The sequence below is a fragment of the Pseudomonas sp. K8 genome (genome assembly GCF_014889455.1).
Lineage (GTDB): Bacteria > Pseudomonadota > Gammaproteobacteria > Pseudomonadales > Pseudomonadaceae > Aquipseudomonas > Aquipseudomonas veronii.
In genome coordinates this window covers 70,825-86,089 of record NZ_VJWO01000025.1, presented here as the reverse complement: position 1 = coordinate 86,089, position 15,265 = coordinate 70,825, and the positions used below count along the sequence as shown (strand labels likewise).

General features: G+C 55.3%; 12 protein-coding genes, 1 tRNA gene and 3 pseudogenes. 4 read left to right on the top strand and 12 right to left on the bottom strand.

The features are described from left to right. Positions 1 to 232 (bottom strand): annotated as a pseudogene (locus INT12_RS17785) (IS110 family transposase); the annotation flags it as partial. A 399-nt stretch (positions 233 to 631) separates the two neighbouring features. Here INT12_RS17785 and INT12_RS17780 point away from each other — a divergent pair. After that, positions 632 to 802: a hypothetical protein gene (locus INT12_RS17780; RefSeq protein WP_193041194.1), complete on the top strand. Its 171-nt coding sequence runs from the start codon at positions 632 to 634 to the stop codon at positions 800 to 802. 80 nt (positions 803 to 882) lie between these two features. Here INT12_RS17780 and INT12_RS17775 read toward each other — a convergent pair whose 3' ends face one another. The 10 genes and pseudogenes from INT12_RS17775 to INT12_RS17730 form a co-directional block, all read right to left on the bottom strand. Further along, positions 883 to 1,398, bottom strand: coding sequence for a hypothetical protein (locus INT12_RS17775; protein ID WP_017846369.1), 516 nt, complete (start codon positions 1,396 to 1,398; stop codon positions 883 to 885). 181 nt (positions 1,399 to 1,579) lie between these two features. Beyond that, positions 1,580 to 3,397, bottom strand: coding sequence for a hypothetical protein (locus INT12_RS17770; RefSeq protein ID WP_193058953.1), 1,818 nt, complete (start codon positions 3,395 to 3,397; stop codon positions 1,580 to 1,582). After that, the gene (locus INT12_RS17765) at positions 3,398 to 3,637 is read right to left on the bottom strand and encodes a hypothetical protein (protein WP_046484280.1); all 240 of its coding nucleotides are present in this window, start codon (positions 3,635 to 3,637) and stop codon (positions 3,398 to 3,400) included. A gap of 16 nt (positions 3,638 to 3,653) precedes the next feature. Continuing rightward, complete coding sequence (locus INT12_RS17760) at positions 3,654 to 4,463, bottom strand: hypothetical protein (RefSeq protein ID WP_193058952.1); 810 nt, start codon at positions 4,461 to 4,463, stop codon at positions 3,654 to 3,656. A 119-nt stretch (positions 4,464 to 4,582) separates the two neighbouring features. Continuing rightward, a pseudogene (locus INT12_RS17755) lies at positions 4,583 to 4,906 on the bottom strand (hemolysin secretion protein D); the annotation flags it as partial. Positions 4,907 to 5,037: 131 nt separating this feature from the next. Beyond that, the gene (locus INT12_RS17750) at positions 5,038 to 5,442 is read right to left on the bottom strand and encodes a hypothetical protein (RefSeq protein WP_193041192.1); all 405 of its coding nucleotides are present in this window, start codon (positions 5,440 to 5,442) and stop codon (positions 5,038 to 5,040) included. Positions 5,443 to 5,614: 172 nt separating this feature from the next. After that, positions 5,615 to 6,506 (bottom strand): annotated as a pseudogene (locus tag INT12_RS17745) (IS5 family transposase). Positions 6,507 to 6,596: 90 nt separating this feature from the next. Next, entirely contained in the window at positions 6,597 to 6,803 is a 207-nt protein-coding gene (locus INT12_RS17740) for a hypothetical protein (RefSeq protein WP_193041193.1), read from the bottom strand. Between the two features lie 960 nt (positions 6,804 to 7,763). Beyond that, positions 7,764 to 7,837 (bottom strand) — tRNA-Cys (locus tag INT12_RS17735). 214 nt (positions 7,838 to 8,051) lie between these two features. Beyond that, complete coding sequence (locus INT12_RS17730; RefSeq protein ID WP_193058951.1) at positions 8,052 to 10,340, bottom strand: acylase; 2,289 nt, start codon at positions 10,338 to 10,340, stop codon at positions 8,052 to 8,054. Between the two features lie 278 nt (positions 10,341 to 10,618). On the opposite strand from INT12_RS17730, the gene INT12_RS17725 reads away from it, so the two are divergent. Both INT12_RS17725 and INT12_RS17720 read left to right on the top strand, forming a co-directional pair. Then, on the top strand, positions 10,619 to 14,200 hold the full coding sequence (locus tag INT12_RS17725) for a membrane-targeted effector domain-containing toxin (RefSeq protein ID WP_193058950.1): 3,582 nt from the start codon (positions 10,619 to 10,621) through the stop codon (positions 14,198 to 14,200). A gap of 165 nt (positions 14,201 to 14,365) precedes the next feature. Continuing rightward, positions 14,366 to 14,746: a hypothetical protein gene (locus INT12_RS17720; RefSeq protein ID WP_017846378.1), complete on the top strand. Its 381-nt coding sequence runs from the start codon at positions 14,366 to 14,368 to the stop codon at positions 14,744 to 14,746. A gap of 14 nt (positions 14,747 to 14,760) precedes the next feature. On the opposite strand, the gene INT12_RS17715 is transcribed toward INT12_RS17720, so the two are convergent. Further along, positions 14,761 to 14,955, bottom strand: coding sequence for a hypothetical protein (locus INT12_RS17715; RefSeq protein ID WP_017846379.1), 195 nt, complete (start codon positions 14,953 to 14,955; stop codon positions 14,761 to 14,763). A gap of 172 nt (positions 14,956 to 15,127) precedes the next feature. Between INT12_RS17715 and INT12_RS31670 the strand changes: the two genes are divergently transcribed. Then, the gene (locus INT12_RS31670) at positions 15,128 to 15,262 is read left to right on the top strand and encodes a hypothetical protein (RefSeq protein ID WP_017846380.1); all 135 of its coding nucleotides are present in this window, start codon (positions 15,128 to 15,130) and stop codon (positions 15,260 to 15,262) included. Positions 15,263 to 15,265 lie beyond the last annotated feature (3 nt).

The window sequence follows — 15,265 nt, the reverse complement described above, 5'->3', positions numbered from 1 at the left end:
GCGGGGAAATCAGCTTGGCCGTGTGTCCCATCGCCATCAGTTGGCGAGCGACAAAATGCGACCCTGCACAGGCCTCCATCACCACGACACAGCTCGGCACATTGCCGAAAAACTGCATCATCTGCGCTCGTGAGCATTTTCTGCGAAACACCTCGCAGCCCGACTTATCCTGGCCGTGCAGGTGGAAAGTATGTTTGCCGAGATCGATACCGATCAGTGCTGATTCGCTCATGATGATGGCCTCCGAAAACAAAACACCCCGTGAAAGCGTAGCCCTCACAGGGTGTTGGGGGTGACCATCTCATTAACCGTGGACGGTAATCTACGGGGTTTTTAAGAGTGGAGGCCGGGGTTGGAATCGAACTGGCGTAGGTGGAGTTGCAATCCCTAATTATTTTCTTATTAAACAATAAATTGGACAACATTACATTCCGGACATTCTTGCCTGCTAAGACGCTGCAACTCAAGCGGGTGAATCGCCCCGGGTTTCGTAGACACCTCTCTGCCTTAAACTGAGGCCAATCAGTCGTCGTCAGACGCAAGTCTCAATAGGTTGGAAAACCGAAAAATCGCCACGTTTATTTCATCTTGAGTGTCGCCATCCCAGTCTTCAACTGATACCAACTCTGCTTTGAGTGAAGTGTTCCGACAGTTGCAGTCAGGGGAGATAAGGGCCAAAGACGCCTCCGAGTTGGCAAACCTGGGCGGCAAGATGATCAACAGCGCCAAGGTGCAGGTCGAGTATTTCGCACTTCGTAAAGAGGCGCCGCGTATTGCCTGGCTTGAGCAGGATTCCGAATAGAACAACCAGCGCCACGACAGCCTGTCGTTAACTGCCTGATCCTCTCTCATGAGCGCGCGTAGAGCTATCAACAAGCGTGTTCAGATGGTGCGTTTGCTTTCATGGACATCTCGAAGTGCAAGCCACGTCAAGTAGAAGACACCCGTGCGTCCGCAGAACAAGCCGACCGTAAACCCTGATGCGGCACCAGCAAGGGCGAGCATTTCCACAGTGGCCGAGAATTCTGGATGTACGGCAGCTTGATAACCGATGAAGTATTTCACGGCAAAAAAGAGAAGCGAGATACCAAGAACTTTCCATGTCCCTGGAACGATCAGGTGCTTGCCCTCCTCGTCCAAAGTCAGTCCGCGTCGAGGAAATATTGCAAATGCGACTAGGCCACCTAAAAGCATTCCCGTGAACCAACTGCCCACGGTCAATTCAACGCGGTCCGCGTAGCTGAGAGAAAGGAGTGACCAGACCACCAAAACAACCGGTGTGATGATCAGCGACTGCTGACTTTCACGACTGGTTTTTCTGGCACTAAAACCGTAGTAGCAGACCAAGAGAAATGCGCCGTAAACCCAGAGTGGCGTGCCTTCCAGAGCATCGAGCATTGTTCAGCTTCCTTGCAAAAGTCTGTGGCCGGATGCTGGCACAGCCTTGTAACTGTTGCCACTTATTTCAAACAAGATGAGCTCCCTCAAGGGGCTGCATCGGAATGTCGGCGGGTCATGAAAAAAGCTGAGCTGGATTGGCGAGCAATGCGATACACCCGGACGCAGCCAATCGTCACAGTCAGGACCGACATTCCAATGCAGCTTCGATAGGTGGCCACTGCCTTTCCAGTGAGCGAACAACAGGAGCTACCGCCATGAAGTATGGGTTGATGGGGGCTGCCCCTTGAGCGGCCTCGGTTTTCTCGGCCAACCCAATATCGGCAATATCTCTTCGTGTGCCATTGGTGAACGTAAAACCGGCGGTGGAATCAATTAATCCCCCTCCCACCTGACGGCCGTCATGCGTCGATATCAGGTCAATGGATGCGATACCCAGAGACGTCAATGTTTTCAATTCGTCAGGCGTGGAAATGCCATTCTGATCCGCGTCGACCCATACTTTGACACCGTCAAAGTAATTGCCGCCGGTGAAAGGGTTGATCAACGCGGTATCCCGAGAAAAAACCGTACTCCCGGCAGCGGCGAGCGTCGCGAGCACCGAAAAGCCATTTTGCCCAACCGGCGCCTTGCTTCCCGGTACCGCGAAGGACTCACCAAACCACTCGGTAGCATTGTCGATAGCCCCATTGCCGTTGGTGTCAAACACCAGGATGCCATTGTCCGCCCCGACCCAGCCCACCGCGCTTTTTGCCCCATCGGCGTTATGATCGAACACTGCGTTACTTTGTGACGGTGGCAGCAGTTTGATGCCACTCCCCGTCAGGTCCAGCACCAGCGGCAGGTGGTATCGACCAGAACCCGACACCTCCAATGGTAGGATGGTGACGATGCCAACGTTGTAAGTGCTCCAGCCCTGTTGAGCGATATTCAGTACTTGCTGGATTGCCGCTTGTAAGCCGTTCGACAACCTCAGTGCAAAAGGAATACTGGCGCCCAATGCAGTGGGTGACCAGCGATCAGAATAGGGTTCCTGGGCCAGACGATGCTGCAGAGCCTTCAAGGACAGGGCATTTTCTGCAGCGGCGATCGCACCCTCGGCGGACGTATTCAGGAGCGTGCCGGTCTGTGCCTGCTGGGATGCTACGGTCTGGGACAAGACCAACGCGCCAGTTTGGGTAGACGTCTGGCTGATAAACGCAGCCAGATCGGGCGAAGGGCCCGTGAAGGTTTGACCGTTCTGTTTCCAAGTAGTGTTTACCGGCAGCCCATCGAAACCGTAAGTCTGTTCTACCGCTAATCCACCCTCGGCGTTTTTCCACGCGACGACCACACCTTGAGCCGTCAAGCGATAGGCCGCCGACAAGTCGCCATAGCTGTGTGATACGGAAACATTTTGTTTACCGACCGAAATGATCGAGTCCTTGGGTACTTCCATCAACGAAATACCTGCGACGCTGACTTGAACGCTATCTTTCGTATAAAGCAGCGTGGCCTCACCGACAGAAGATGATGAAAGGGGAACCGTCAAGATCATGTCGCCATTTGGCTCTATCTCTATTTTACGGATATTGTCGAGCGTAGTCTTCGCGTCGGGTCGAGCAGGATCCTTCTTACTGTTCAGCAATTGGGTAACAACATTGTAATACCCAGTTGGAGAGTCGACCTTGTTAATCCAGCTTTGAGCAAGTTCTTTATTCGCCCCAGAGCCGGCCACGGTCGCGAGCGACATAAGCTGGACAGTATTAATAGCCAATAGTAGCTCTTTTTTAATGTCACCAGCAGAATCAAGAACATTTTGCCAATAGCTTTCCCTAGTATTTTCTGTGATATTCGAAAGTACAGAATTCAATGTCCATGCGTCCTTCGACAGGCCATTATCTTCAAATACTTTTGTATGAAAACCCCATGCTTCTTGGTGCGTGACATCAGAAGAAATGGGACTGCCTCCGTTTGTCTCAAGCTTACTATCTAAAGCAGAAAGGTAACCACGGGCCATCTAATTTAAAATGCGTGCCACATCAGCATCAGATACAGGCGCACCTATATTTGAGGCCGTCATTTTCATAAAACTGATCGCAGTTGCGCCTGCAAATGTATCGCCCTTCGCGACCCCGTTTGCTAGCTTGGCGTATTGGTAACCCTTGGCGGCCAGGTAATCATACATAGCACTCGGACCAGCGGACTCCAGAAGCGCTCTCGCATAACCCAACTCAAACTTACTTAGTTCTTGAGGCATCACGGCACCTTAAATTTTACTGTTTGATATTTGAGAGAACGAAGGCGTTCATGGCATCTACAACCGCTGGCCAGTCATTAAGTTTACTCGGAGCAAGTTCAACTTTCGCAAGTGCACCTATTTTTTCAATGACAAAATAGCCTGTGCATTCATAAAATTCCTTTTCAGTTTTATATCGTCGACAGGAAAATACTACGGGCACTTTCTCCGCACTGCGCTTCCAATAGTAGCCATTTACTTCGCCGGGCAAATATTTATTATCTTTCTCCTGAAGAAACAATCCCAACTCCTTCTGATAATTATCCGCACTTTCCACTTTAGATGCAGAGGCCTCCAGCATATTATTTATCAGATAATCAAGATCTCCATGCCTGGCAGCAATCTGTTCAAGCGTCAACACCACACCTTGAAATTTTCCGTAGGGGGTCGTCGTATACTCACTCGTTCTCACAGGTAGAAGATATGGCCAAGACAGCGCCATTGATACCGAAGAAAAATTAGCATCACAGCCTTTCTTATTTTCGGTAAAGCCTTTTTCCCATGAGCTTTTCCCTTCATATTCAGCCCAGAATAGGACGTAACTACTCGGTACTTCTATCACAGTGCCCAAAATTTTCCCGCATACCCAACCCGGACGGTTTCCCGAAGACACATTTGGCGCCGCCTCGGTTCTTTTTTGAACTTCAGATAGATAAGTGACTAATGCAACTGCCAACAGTCCCAACAGACCCAGCAACAAGATAGCTGCCACGCCCCTTAAGGCCTGCCAGAAAAAAAAGAAAATTCTGACCATATTTCGGCGCAAAAAAACACGATTTACGCGCATAAAATTTCTTCCAATCCGACCATCCAAATCATGATCAATTACCCCATCGAACGTGAGGGCCTGAACCTATGACGGTTTGAACCGCGTCAGACCGAACCCCATCCATGAAAATAGTCCGCCTAGCGCTCTCTCAAACTCTCCTGAACATGCTGGCGCAAAGGGCTCAGGAAGTAATCCAGCACCCGACGCTGATCCGTCTTGACCTCCGCCGTCACCGACATACCCGGCGATAGCGCAACGCGTTGGCCCTTGATATTCAAATGATCTTCTTTCAATCGAATCCGGCTGCTGTAGACGGGCCCACGCTTCTCATCATCTATGGCATCGCTGGACAGCCCGATCGCTTCCCCTTCGACCGCCCCATAGCGGGTAAAGGTGAAAGTTTCCACTTTGACCGTCAGGGCCTGGCCAGCACAAACAAAACCCACATCCTTGTTTTCCAGTTTCTGACTTAAAAAATCCGTGATAGTCGCATCTAAATATTCAAGATCCTGGTGGCTTGTGGAGTACTGACAAAAAACAAACACGTCTCCCGCCACAAGCCTTTTAGCCAAATAGGTATTGCCCATATTACTCACAAAGACAACTTCACCATCCTTGCCACGGAAACGATACATTTCGACGGATCCAACATCATAATATCCATAGTGCACAAGCGCCTATCTGGCTCCCGCGTTCCGACAATTCCATTTTGGTCGTATCTTTCAGAATCGATATGGCTCATCCCCAAGACAATCACAGAGTCATCCACCACTCTGGCACCTATCAATTTCATCTCCGGATATTGAACTGTAAGCGTCACAACACTGCCGTCACGGGTCTCCACGAGCCGGCACTCTTCTTTTGAAAAATCAAACTTAAAAGACGGCCCACCACCCAGTCCCTTATTTTCAAAAGTACATGGCACTGTGGCGCTCCCTATAAGTGGAATCGTCGTAAGAAGTATCGCCGTGAGGAGTATTTTCAGTTTTAGCTGCACAGAGCACGCCATCAAAAGTGAGGACCTTAAACCTAAGGAAGCTCCGATCAACTTGCCGCAACCGTGCGGCAAGTTGAAAATCCCGCTGAATTTGGCGCTATTGACCGCGAAATATCCCGTACGCACCGCCTTGGCGAGCTTGTCAGCTCATTTCTCCGTGTTACGCGGGTAATTAGCCCATACCCATCAGCTTTTTTCGAGCCATCCACAAATTGGACAAGGCAAACAGCGTGGTCAATTGAGCGGTGTTTTTCATTAGGCCGCGAAAGCGCACTTTCACATAACCGAACTGACGTTTGATCACCCGAAATGGGTGTTCGACCTTGGCCCGTGTCTGGGCTTTGAGGTACTCGATTTTGCGCTTGGCTTTGTACAGCACGCTGCGCTTGCTCAGCTTGGAATAGGTGCTGCGTCGCGCGGCGATTTGCCAAACCACTTCACGGTTTTGATGCTCTTCGCGCTTCTCAACACCGGTGTAACCAGCATCGGCGTAGACCGCGTTTTCCTCGCCGTGCAGCAGTTCGGCAACCTGAGTGACATCGGCTACATTCGCCGCGGTGCCGTGAACGTGGTGAACCAGCCCCGACTCAACGTCGGCACCAATATGGGCCTTCATTCCGAAGAAATATTGATTGCCTTTCTTCGTCTGATGCATCTCTGGATCGCGTTTTACCGTCCTCGTTTTTAGTCGAACTGGGCGCGTGGATAATCGTCGCATCGACGATGGTGCCCTGGCGCAGCGAGAGGCCTTTCTCTTGCAAATAACCGTTGATGACCGCCAGGATCGCCGGCGCCAACTTATGTTTCTCCAGCAGGTGCCGGAAGTTCATGATCGTGGTGTCTTCAGGGATCGGCGCGCTCAGGGTCAAGTGCGCAAACTGGCGCATGGGCGTGATTTCATACAGCGCTTCTTCCATGGCAGGATCGCTCAGCGAGAACCAGTTTTGCAGCAAGTGAATGCGCAGCATGGTTTCCAGCGGATACGGTTTGCGGCCACCGCCAGCCTTCGGATAATACGGCTCGATCAACGCCAGTAAACCGCTCCATGGCACGACTTGATCCATCTCGGCGAGGAACCGTTCGCGGCGTGTTTGCTTGCGCTTGCCCGCGTATTCAAAATCGGAAAAGCTCATCTGGCTCATGAAGCACTCCGGTCAGGTGGTGAGGCTGTATTTCAGCATACTTGGAGACTTGTTCGGAGTTTCCCTAGCAAGCTCCAATTCGAGATTGAGGATCCGAGCTGCCTCGTATTCTGCGACTTCACCAGTGACACCCAGCGGCTTGCCAGTCAGGCGGTAATAACGCCGAGCAAGAGCTTTCGCGTCACTCAGAATCTGGTAAACCTCATCAGTGGCTTCCATACATTTCCGTTGTTCGTGGATCTGGTGGTGAGCGAGGTGACTTGTCGTCCTGGATGGCAGCTGCCAGCAAGCCATAGGCGCGCTTGCCGCTTTACCTTCTTGCTTAGACCTAGCGCACGAGCTCGTCGAATTTTTTAACGACGGTTGAATCGCAGTCCTTATCGGCGATAGTGAATACCTCACTGCCTGACTGGTTATCTATTAGAGATATATCAAAAATCGAGTATCCCCTAAGGTCCCAGATGCAGGTGTCTACCTGTTGGTAAGCTACTTTCAGGGTATATCGTGTATTGAATGTGTCGTAGTGCTGGAGTGAGGTTTCCTTACCCATTGTTCCTTCAATGATTGATGCGCCTTTGTAAACGCTCATTTTCCAACCATTTGACCTCAAAGATTGTTTGAGCCCCCCGAGTAGACCGCTAGACCCGACGGGCACCGTGACGCTTTTAGCGGATGAATCTATCCGCTCGAAATTGTTTACGTTTTGGCTATTGCAGGCCGTCAGGGACGTCATCATTAAAACTATCGCCAGTAACCTGTTCATTGTTTCCCTCTCGATCATGAGGGCCGAAAGCACCCTGCTGCTAAGGCCTCGACCCAGTAGGACTGGGCTTGGGCATTACCGGAATTTTTCCTAGGCCTTGGGCTTCGGGGCTGGAGACATCAACAGCCCGCAGGTTGCGCACAAATAGGTACCATCCGGACCATCTCTGAGCCCTGGATTGCCCCCAGCATCGACAACCACGTCCTAACCTCGATTATCGCAGACTCATGAGTACATCACCCGCCACCAAGATCGACAAAAAATGCACCTGACACAGGAAAACCGCTGCCAATTAAGGCTAGAGCCTCCTGTAAATCAGGCTGGTTGCGGAAGCGATTCAAAAAAATTGCGGAAGCGATCTTAAATCGCAGGCAATAAAAAACCCCGTAGACGTTAATCTACGGGGTTTCTAAGAGTGGAGGCCGAGGTCGGAATCGAACCGGCGTAGGCGGATTTGCAATCCGCTGCATAACCATTTTGCTACTCGGCCTCAAACGATCAGTACCCTGATTGCTGGCACTCACCGCATACAAACTTGAGTGGGCTATGTGAAGCGTGCCTCTACTCTAACTTATTGAATACATTGAAGTTTTTAATGCTTCATTGCGTTCGATGGGCGCCATTATGTACTCATTTGCTTTTGCCTGCAACCCCTTGATTTCAAAAAATATTCTGCCCTGGCATCAAGGGGTTGCGTGTGCGCCCTACTCTTTGATGACCTGCGATTGGTACTGCGGATCGGCCTTGATCTGCGCTTCGCTGAAGGGCAGCGGGCGGAGGTTTTTTTCGGAGAATGCGTGTGTCTGGTCCTTTGCGTATTTCGATGCAGGGTTGCTGGACAGGGAGAATGTCAGTAAGCCTTGGGCGCGGGGGCCGTTGGCGTCGAAGGTGACGATTTGCAGGTAGCTGCTGCCGCTGACCACTTCGCGTTTGCCATCGGCGCGGGGCACGGTTTGCATGGCGTTGTAGATGCCAAGCTGTTGCGGGCCGCCGTGGATTGGGGTCTGGCCGGAGACTTGTAGGTCGCCCCAGCGGCTGTTGGCGGTGAGCCCGAGTTGGCCGGCCTCGACGGTCGAGGCCAGCATGGCTTCGCGCAAGGCCTTGGCGACGGGCGCTCGCTCGATGGCCAGGCCGCGTGGGGTGGTGAGGGGTTGGGCCGGGTCGAAGGCGACACGCCAGGCGTCAGGGCTGTGCTGCAGGTGTTGCATCAGGTTGATGAAATGCACCAGGCCCAGGCCGCTGTCGAGGTTGGCGCGCTGGTCCCAGGTTTGCAGGCTGGCGCACAGCGGTTGCAGCGTGGCGGTGTCGGCACCGAGGTGCTTGGCGCAGAATTCGAGCAAATCGGGCATCACCTGGCTGGCGAGGTAGACCTGGTTGTCCATCACCATGTTTTGCAGGTCGGCAACGCTGATCGGCCGGTTGTCCAGCGACTGCAGGCGTTGCACGGCGAAACGCGCGCGGGGGCCGAGGCCGGTGTTGTCCTGGCTGATCACCGGGGAAAAACCGGTGAGGGGCGCCTTGGGGTTGACCATCCAGGCCGAATCGTTGGAATGCTGCACGTAGTCGGTACGTTCCAGTTGCGGCAACTGGTCGGCCGCGAAGATCCCGGCTTGGGCAGCGCGCGGGTCGACGTCCCAGGCGCAGGCGCTGCGGGCACCGTCGAGTACGATCAATTGCAGGCCGGCCCGTGGGTCACTGCATTGCGCGAGTTTGGCCGCGTTGACGTTGGGCACCACCGACAGGTTCATGAACAGGCTCTGCCCCTGGTCATCCGCAGCCAGGGTATTGACCCACGGGATGCCTTGCAGGGTGTGTACCGCGGTTTGCAGCTCCTTGACGCTGCCGGCGCGATTCATCGCGTACCACTGTTGCAGCACGCGGTCGTTGCCCAGGTTGGCATCGCGCAGGCTGAAGGCGTAACGGTTGTCCCAATCAAGCTTGCCAGGCCATTGCACGACCGGACCGAATTGCGAACGGTAGACGGTATGCGCCTGCCCTTTGAGGCTGCCATCGGCTTGTTTGACCTGCACCGTCAGCGTGGTTTTATCCAGCGGGATGGATTTACCGTCCAGCAGGTAGCGCGTGGCATCCTTGGGATCGAGGGTCAGGCGATACACGGTGAAATGCTTGGACGTGTCGACGGTATGGGTCCAGGCCACATGCTGGTTAAAGCCTATATTCACCAGCGGCAAGCCCGGCAGTGCAGCGCCCATCACATCCAGTTGGCCAGGGATGGTCAGGTGCATCTCATAAAAGCGCATGCCGCCGATCCAGGGGAAATGCGGATTGGCCAGCAGCATGCCACGCCCGTTGAATGAGCGGTCACGGCCCACGGCGACGGCGTTGCTGCCTCGGTCCAGAGTGAAACGCTGTTGATGCGCAGCGGCCAGCTCAAAGGCCTTGGCGTCGCCCAGTCGATGGGCGGTGGTGTTGGGCGGCGTGGCGCCGACAAGGGCTTCGGCGAATTGGCCGACGCCGCCTTCCACCAGCAGCCTGCGCGTCAGTTTGATCACATCCTGCGGCGTGATTGGCCGCACCCACGCCGCCTGGCACTGGGCCGGAGCGCCCTGCTCTGTCAGATAACGGTTGTAGCCGGCGACGTACCCTTCGATACGCTGCTGGATCGGTGGGCTCTGCGCCGCCCAGAACGTGGCCACCGCCTCTGGCGTATTCAGCCAGGCAAAGAACACATCGCTGGTAACGTTGTTGCGCTCCTCCAGGGTCGATTGTTCAGGGCCAAAGAACCTGGCGCGCTCTCCGCTCACCGTGACCACCTCGTTGGCCAGCAGGCACAGATTGTCCTGGGCATAGGCGTAACCGATGCCGAAGCCCAGGCCGCGCTCATCACTGGCGCGGATATGGGGCACACCGAAACTGGTGCGTCGGATGTCCGCCGCCGCCTGCACCACCGCCTCGCGCGCGGATGCGGCCAGGCTCACGCCCAGCAATAGCGCCGTCACACACACCCTGGACAACCCGTTACAAATAATCACGCAGACCCCACCGTCAGATTGAACCGCCTCACAGGGCAATCACCCCAACGTAAGAACGCAACAGCCCGCGAATAATTTAGGTACGAATGCGGCCGCGTCATTTTCTGCGCTACGAGGGTGGTCAGTCCAAGCTCCGATGGCCTCCGTTACACATACTGACAACCCGCACCGCCCGCAAGCGGAACACAAGCACCTGCTTTCAACACCCAAACGAGCGCCTTCATACAAAGGCGTTCGTCGGCAAGGACTGCCTCACCGTGTGAAAGAAGGTACTCAGCATGACATCCGTCACCCTAACCTCCGGCTCGTCCCAGCAACCTGTTTACCCGCTGCTGCCCACGGCTTTAGCGACCGACGACATGGCTCCGGTCGCAGACCCGCCTACAGAGCAAGAAGTCGACAGCAATGACAACCGCCGGGCCCTCAAAACCGCATTGGCGCACAGGCGCAACCTGCAAACACTCGCCCGCCAACTCAAGCAGGCCGCCCAGTCACTGGCACCGCAAGCCAGCGCCGAAGCAGTGCTGCGCGCACTGCAAGAAACCCTGATGGACGTCGATCCAGACTCGGCGCTTCAGCATCAATCGCCGCAGAAAATCAGCCTTGAGCGTTTCATCACACACCACGGCACGTACATTCCGGCCACGCGTGAAGACCTTTTCGACATGGCCGACGCACTGATCAATCATTCGTTGTCGCACCCATTGGGCAACTTGGGCGGCGGGCTCAGTTGGGCATTGCCGCTGAGCGTGGAACACCAGCGCGTGGTGCGCGACGTCGTTGCCGACAACACCGAGAAACTGCCGGGCCTGCCCCTTTTCGACGCTCGGCGCGGAGCATTGGGGTATCTGCTGGAAGGTAATCCGCTATCCGGTACCGAGCTACAGGACCCGGCCAAGGCGTTGGAGAAACTCCTCGATACCCCCAAGGCGCAGGAGCTGGGCCAGGCGATACAGGCCAAAGTCGGCGGCATCGCGACCGATACCAGCGCAAACGACTATGTACTGAGCGCGATCCACTTGGGGCTGGACCCCGAATCCATCGAACAGCCTGGCAGAAATATCGTCGCGGGCTTCAACCTCGCTGCCGACAGTCACTGGGGCATGTCGCCAGCCAGTGTGATCAGCGCACTGGCCAAACACCTGAGCGACAGCGGCAAGACTTCCCTCGCTAGCGCGGATCTCGGCGCCAGGTTGCTGCTGGCACGGGTGGCGCCGCAATATCTGGTCAAGGATATTCCCGCCACGGTGGTGTACGGCAGCCAGGCATGGGCCAACTTGTGCATCGCCGTGGCTGCGATTGAAGCCCAGGCACCCGGCAAGGCAATGCACATGGATTTTGCCGAAGTCATGCGCCATGCCGACTCAATAGCACCGGCGGGTGAAGCGGCGCAGAAGGCCGCCTTGATCGATTGGGGCGTGGTGAACGGTTTTCTCTACGCCAAAGACGATGCGGCGTACAACAACGCAGAAATCGAGTACACCCGCGAAGCCTTCAATACCCAACACAGCGAATTGAGCGCCGCGTCCAAAGAAGTCGGCGCGACACTGCCCAGCCGCAAACAGATGGCGCTGGATCTGCTGAAAGCCACCTTCGGCGAACGCGATGACTTTGAGGATCGCGTGTTGCACATCAACTATAAATCCAACGACCCCAAGGCCCCGCGCTTCAGCCAAGCCTATTCGATGCTCGACATCACTCAGCAGGGGCTGGAAATCGACGCGCAGAGCTGGCTGGTCAGAGGCGCGCGCGCCGACATCGATCTTGAGGCGTTTGCGCAGTTCACCCGAAGCCCGTCTTTCAATATCCCGCAGGCGTTCGACACGGCATTCACCAACGCGTTGGACACTATCAAACAGGTAAAAAAATACTCACTCATCAGTGCCATTGACCGCCTGCCGTTGGCAGATCGAACACGCCTCAATTATGGAAAAATCAGTTTTTTCAAGGAAAACGATTACCGCACCAGCTTGATTCCTTTCGCCCAAGACAAGCTCTTCCACACCAGCCCAAAGATCCTCGTACACAGCGAATACCAAAACAGCCATCAGACATACGAATTCGATACCACAACCGGCATCATCTCCAAGGTTGACCAGGGCAGGATCAGCCGGCCCCACCAATACGTGTCGGACGAAGTCAACAAAATCGAAGCGTTTCATCCCAATCGCTCAACCCACAACTACGACGCCGAAGAAAAGGAACCGCAATACCCCACCTTCAACACGTTCCAAAGTCCGCGAACCCACTACATCGCCGACGCACTGATCAAGGCGCTGGGGTTTGATGACCCTGCCGTCAAGCGATACGCCGCAGGCGAAACCCCGGACGAGGCGCGACGCGAATGGGTCAGTTCAACAACGGACGCATTATTGAACCTGATCCCCCTCCGCTCGGCGATCACCCACTTGCGCAACGGTCACTACAAGGACGGCGCGATTGACCTGGCGCTGGATATATTTGGCTTTGTGACGGCCGGGTTGGGCGCTACCGCAAAGCTCGGCAAGGCAGTGACAAACGCGGGTTCAACCCTGGGTGCCTTGGCGCGTGGCGGCAAAATCCTCGGGGTCACCGCACTCAACGCCTTCAACCCGTTGAGTGGCAGCGTTGACCTGGCGGTGGGTGCGGGCAGACTTGTCACGGATGGCATCAGCGCCAGCGCGCAAGGCATCCGCAAGCTGCGCGGCACGGCCAACGGCCAGTCGCTGGTCATCGCCAGCCAACGTTACGAGGCCGCCGCAACAGGCGTTTTACAGGTGGGTACGCAGCAAGTGGAAGGCTCGGCCATACGCCAACACGGTAAATGGTATGCCTTCGATTCAGACGCCATGCAGCCTTATGGGCCCGCACTCGACGCATTCACCCCTGTCCATACGCTGATGCCGCCCTCACCCACGGCCCAACACCCGGGGCGATCGGCTCGTGATCATCGCTTCAACCCGTTGAGCCGACCGTCACGTCCGCCACTCAGTCAACCGCCGGCTGGGCTGCCAGTCGAGCCGGTGCGTAAAATCGACCATTTGCCCGACGCCGAGTACGTGAGCAGCATTCGTGGCCGCCCTATCGAGGGCCATTTCACCCCCAGCAGAAAGCAGGCAACCCATGAGAAATTTGCCCAGGAAATGCGCGATTTTTATACGCACATGGCCGCAAACGGGCTGCCCCCTCGCCCCGAGTTTCCAAACATTCCCGCGCCAAAGAAAACGAGCGATGTGATTGCCGATGCTTTTCGCACGGCGCCTGGCCTGGTATTCGGCGAATCCCACAGCAGCTTGGCGGCTTTCCGAACTTTGTATGACAACGTCGATGTGTTTGTTCAAAACAAGGTAAAAAAGCTATTCGTCGAAGGCCTGGTGTACGACAAAATCATGCGCTGGAAAGACGATGGCATGGGCCGGATCGGGCTCATATACCGCCCTCCCAACCAACGCCCGACCCTGGGCGAACTGTTGAAGAAATTCGAAGACAACGGGATCGAAATCGTACCGCTTGACCATTTTTACCTGACGCGGCACAACGACGAACGCCACCTGTTCGGCGGCCCCATCAAGACGCCTGAGCAGGCCAAACGACGACTCGAAGAGTTCAACTACTACGCCACCCGCACCATCGAGCAACACGCAGGCGAGGACAAGTGGGTTGCCCTGGTAGGGCGCCATCATCTCAATACCACCCAGAATGTGCTGGGCCTCTCCGAATTGACCGGCGCCACCGGCATCGCCGTATATGGAAGAGCCGGACGCGTTAACTACGGCGTTCGCTCGGCAGACCCACGCCCCGGCCCCTCGGGCACCCTCACCCCTGCGGATGACTTGACCGGCGACCTGCAGATTTTCGCCGGCGAAGTGTGGCCGGTGTGACGGGAACAGCAGCCAGAAGACGTCTATCCAGAGCGATTGCAATGTCACAAAGCGGATACCGACAAATTTTCTACATCCGGCACTTCATGATTTGCATCGCTCGTTCGTCTTATTAGGTAACAGCGCCATCATTTTCCTGATCAGGCTCTGATAAGGAGTTTTTGCATGTACAACTCGCAACTGCCCACGGACGGACATTCACCGACCGCCGAGGCCGCTCATGGCAGAGGCGCCCAAGCGTTCGGCAGCGCACCTGAACAGCACGGCAATCAGCGCATCCGCCATTTGCTCAAGTGTTTTGGTTTGCGCACCAGCCTGATCCGGCTGAAGGTCATCGACGCCCTCCTCACCGCCGCCGACAACCAGCGCACCCTTGGGGTACGCGGGGTACACAGCCATTTGCTGGAGCTGGGCATCCCATTGTCGTTTCTCAGCGTGCGCGAGGTACTCAAGCGCCTGTGCAGCGAGGGCGTGATCACCCTCAATGCCGACAAAAGCTACAGCCTCCATGAAGAGGCTGCCAAAGTACTCGAAGGCCGCGCCTGACCCACGCAGTTGAATCAGAAGTTGGGCTTGACCTTGCGCCGCATCACACCGTTGATCACGACCACGGTGACCGCCACCGCAATGGCGATGTACTGGAACGTTTTTTCGCTGATAACCCCGGTGTTCTGCAAGTAGGACAGGCCAAACATCGTCCCCAGTACGACCAGGGAGATCAGAATCGAGTATTTCAAACGTTGCTTTTGCGTCATGACGGGTTCCTGAACCTTGAGAATGTATCCACTTTGTATCGCCGAACATGCCAAATACATACCCGCTGGCGGGGATGGAATCGGGTCGGCAGGGTCTCATGTTACAGGCGATGAAAAACTTTGGCTTGCCCGTCGCCTGATTCAATCTATGAGTACCCTAGAGGATTTTGAAATGTTCCGTCGAATCACACTGCTGATTCCCTTGTTGATCATCCTGAGCATGAGCGGCTGCATCATTTTCCCACACGGTGGTGGCTGGCATGACCACCGTTACTACGGTGGCGGCCCGGGTTACTACCACCGCTGATCA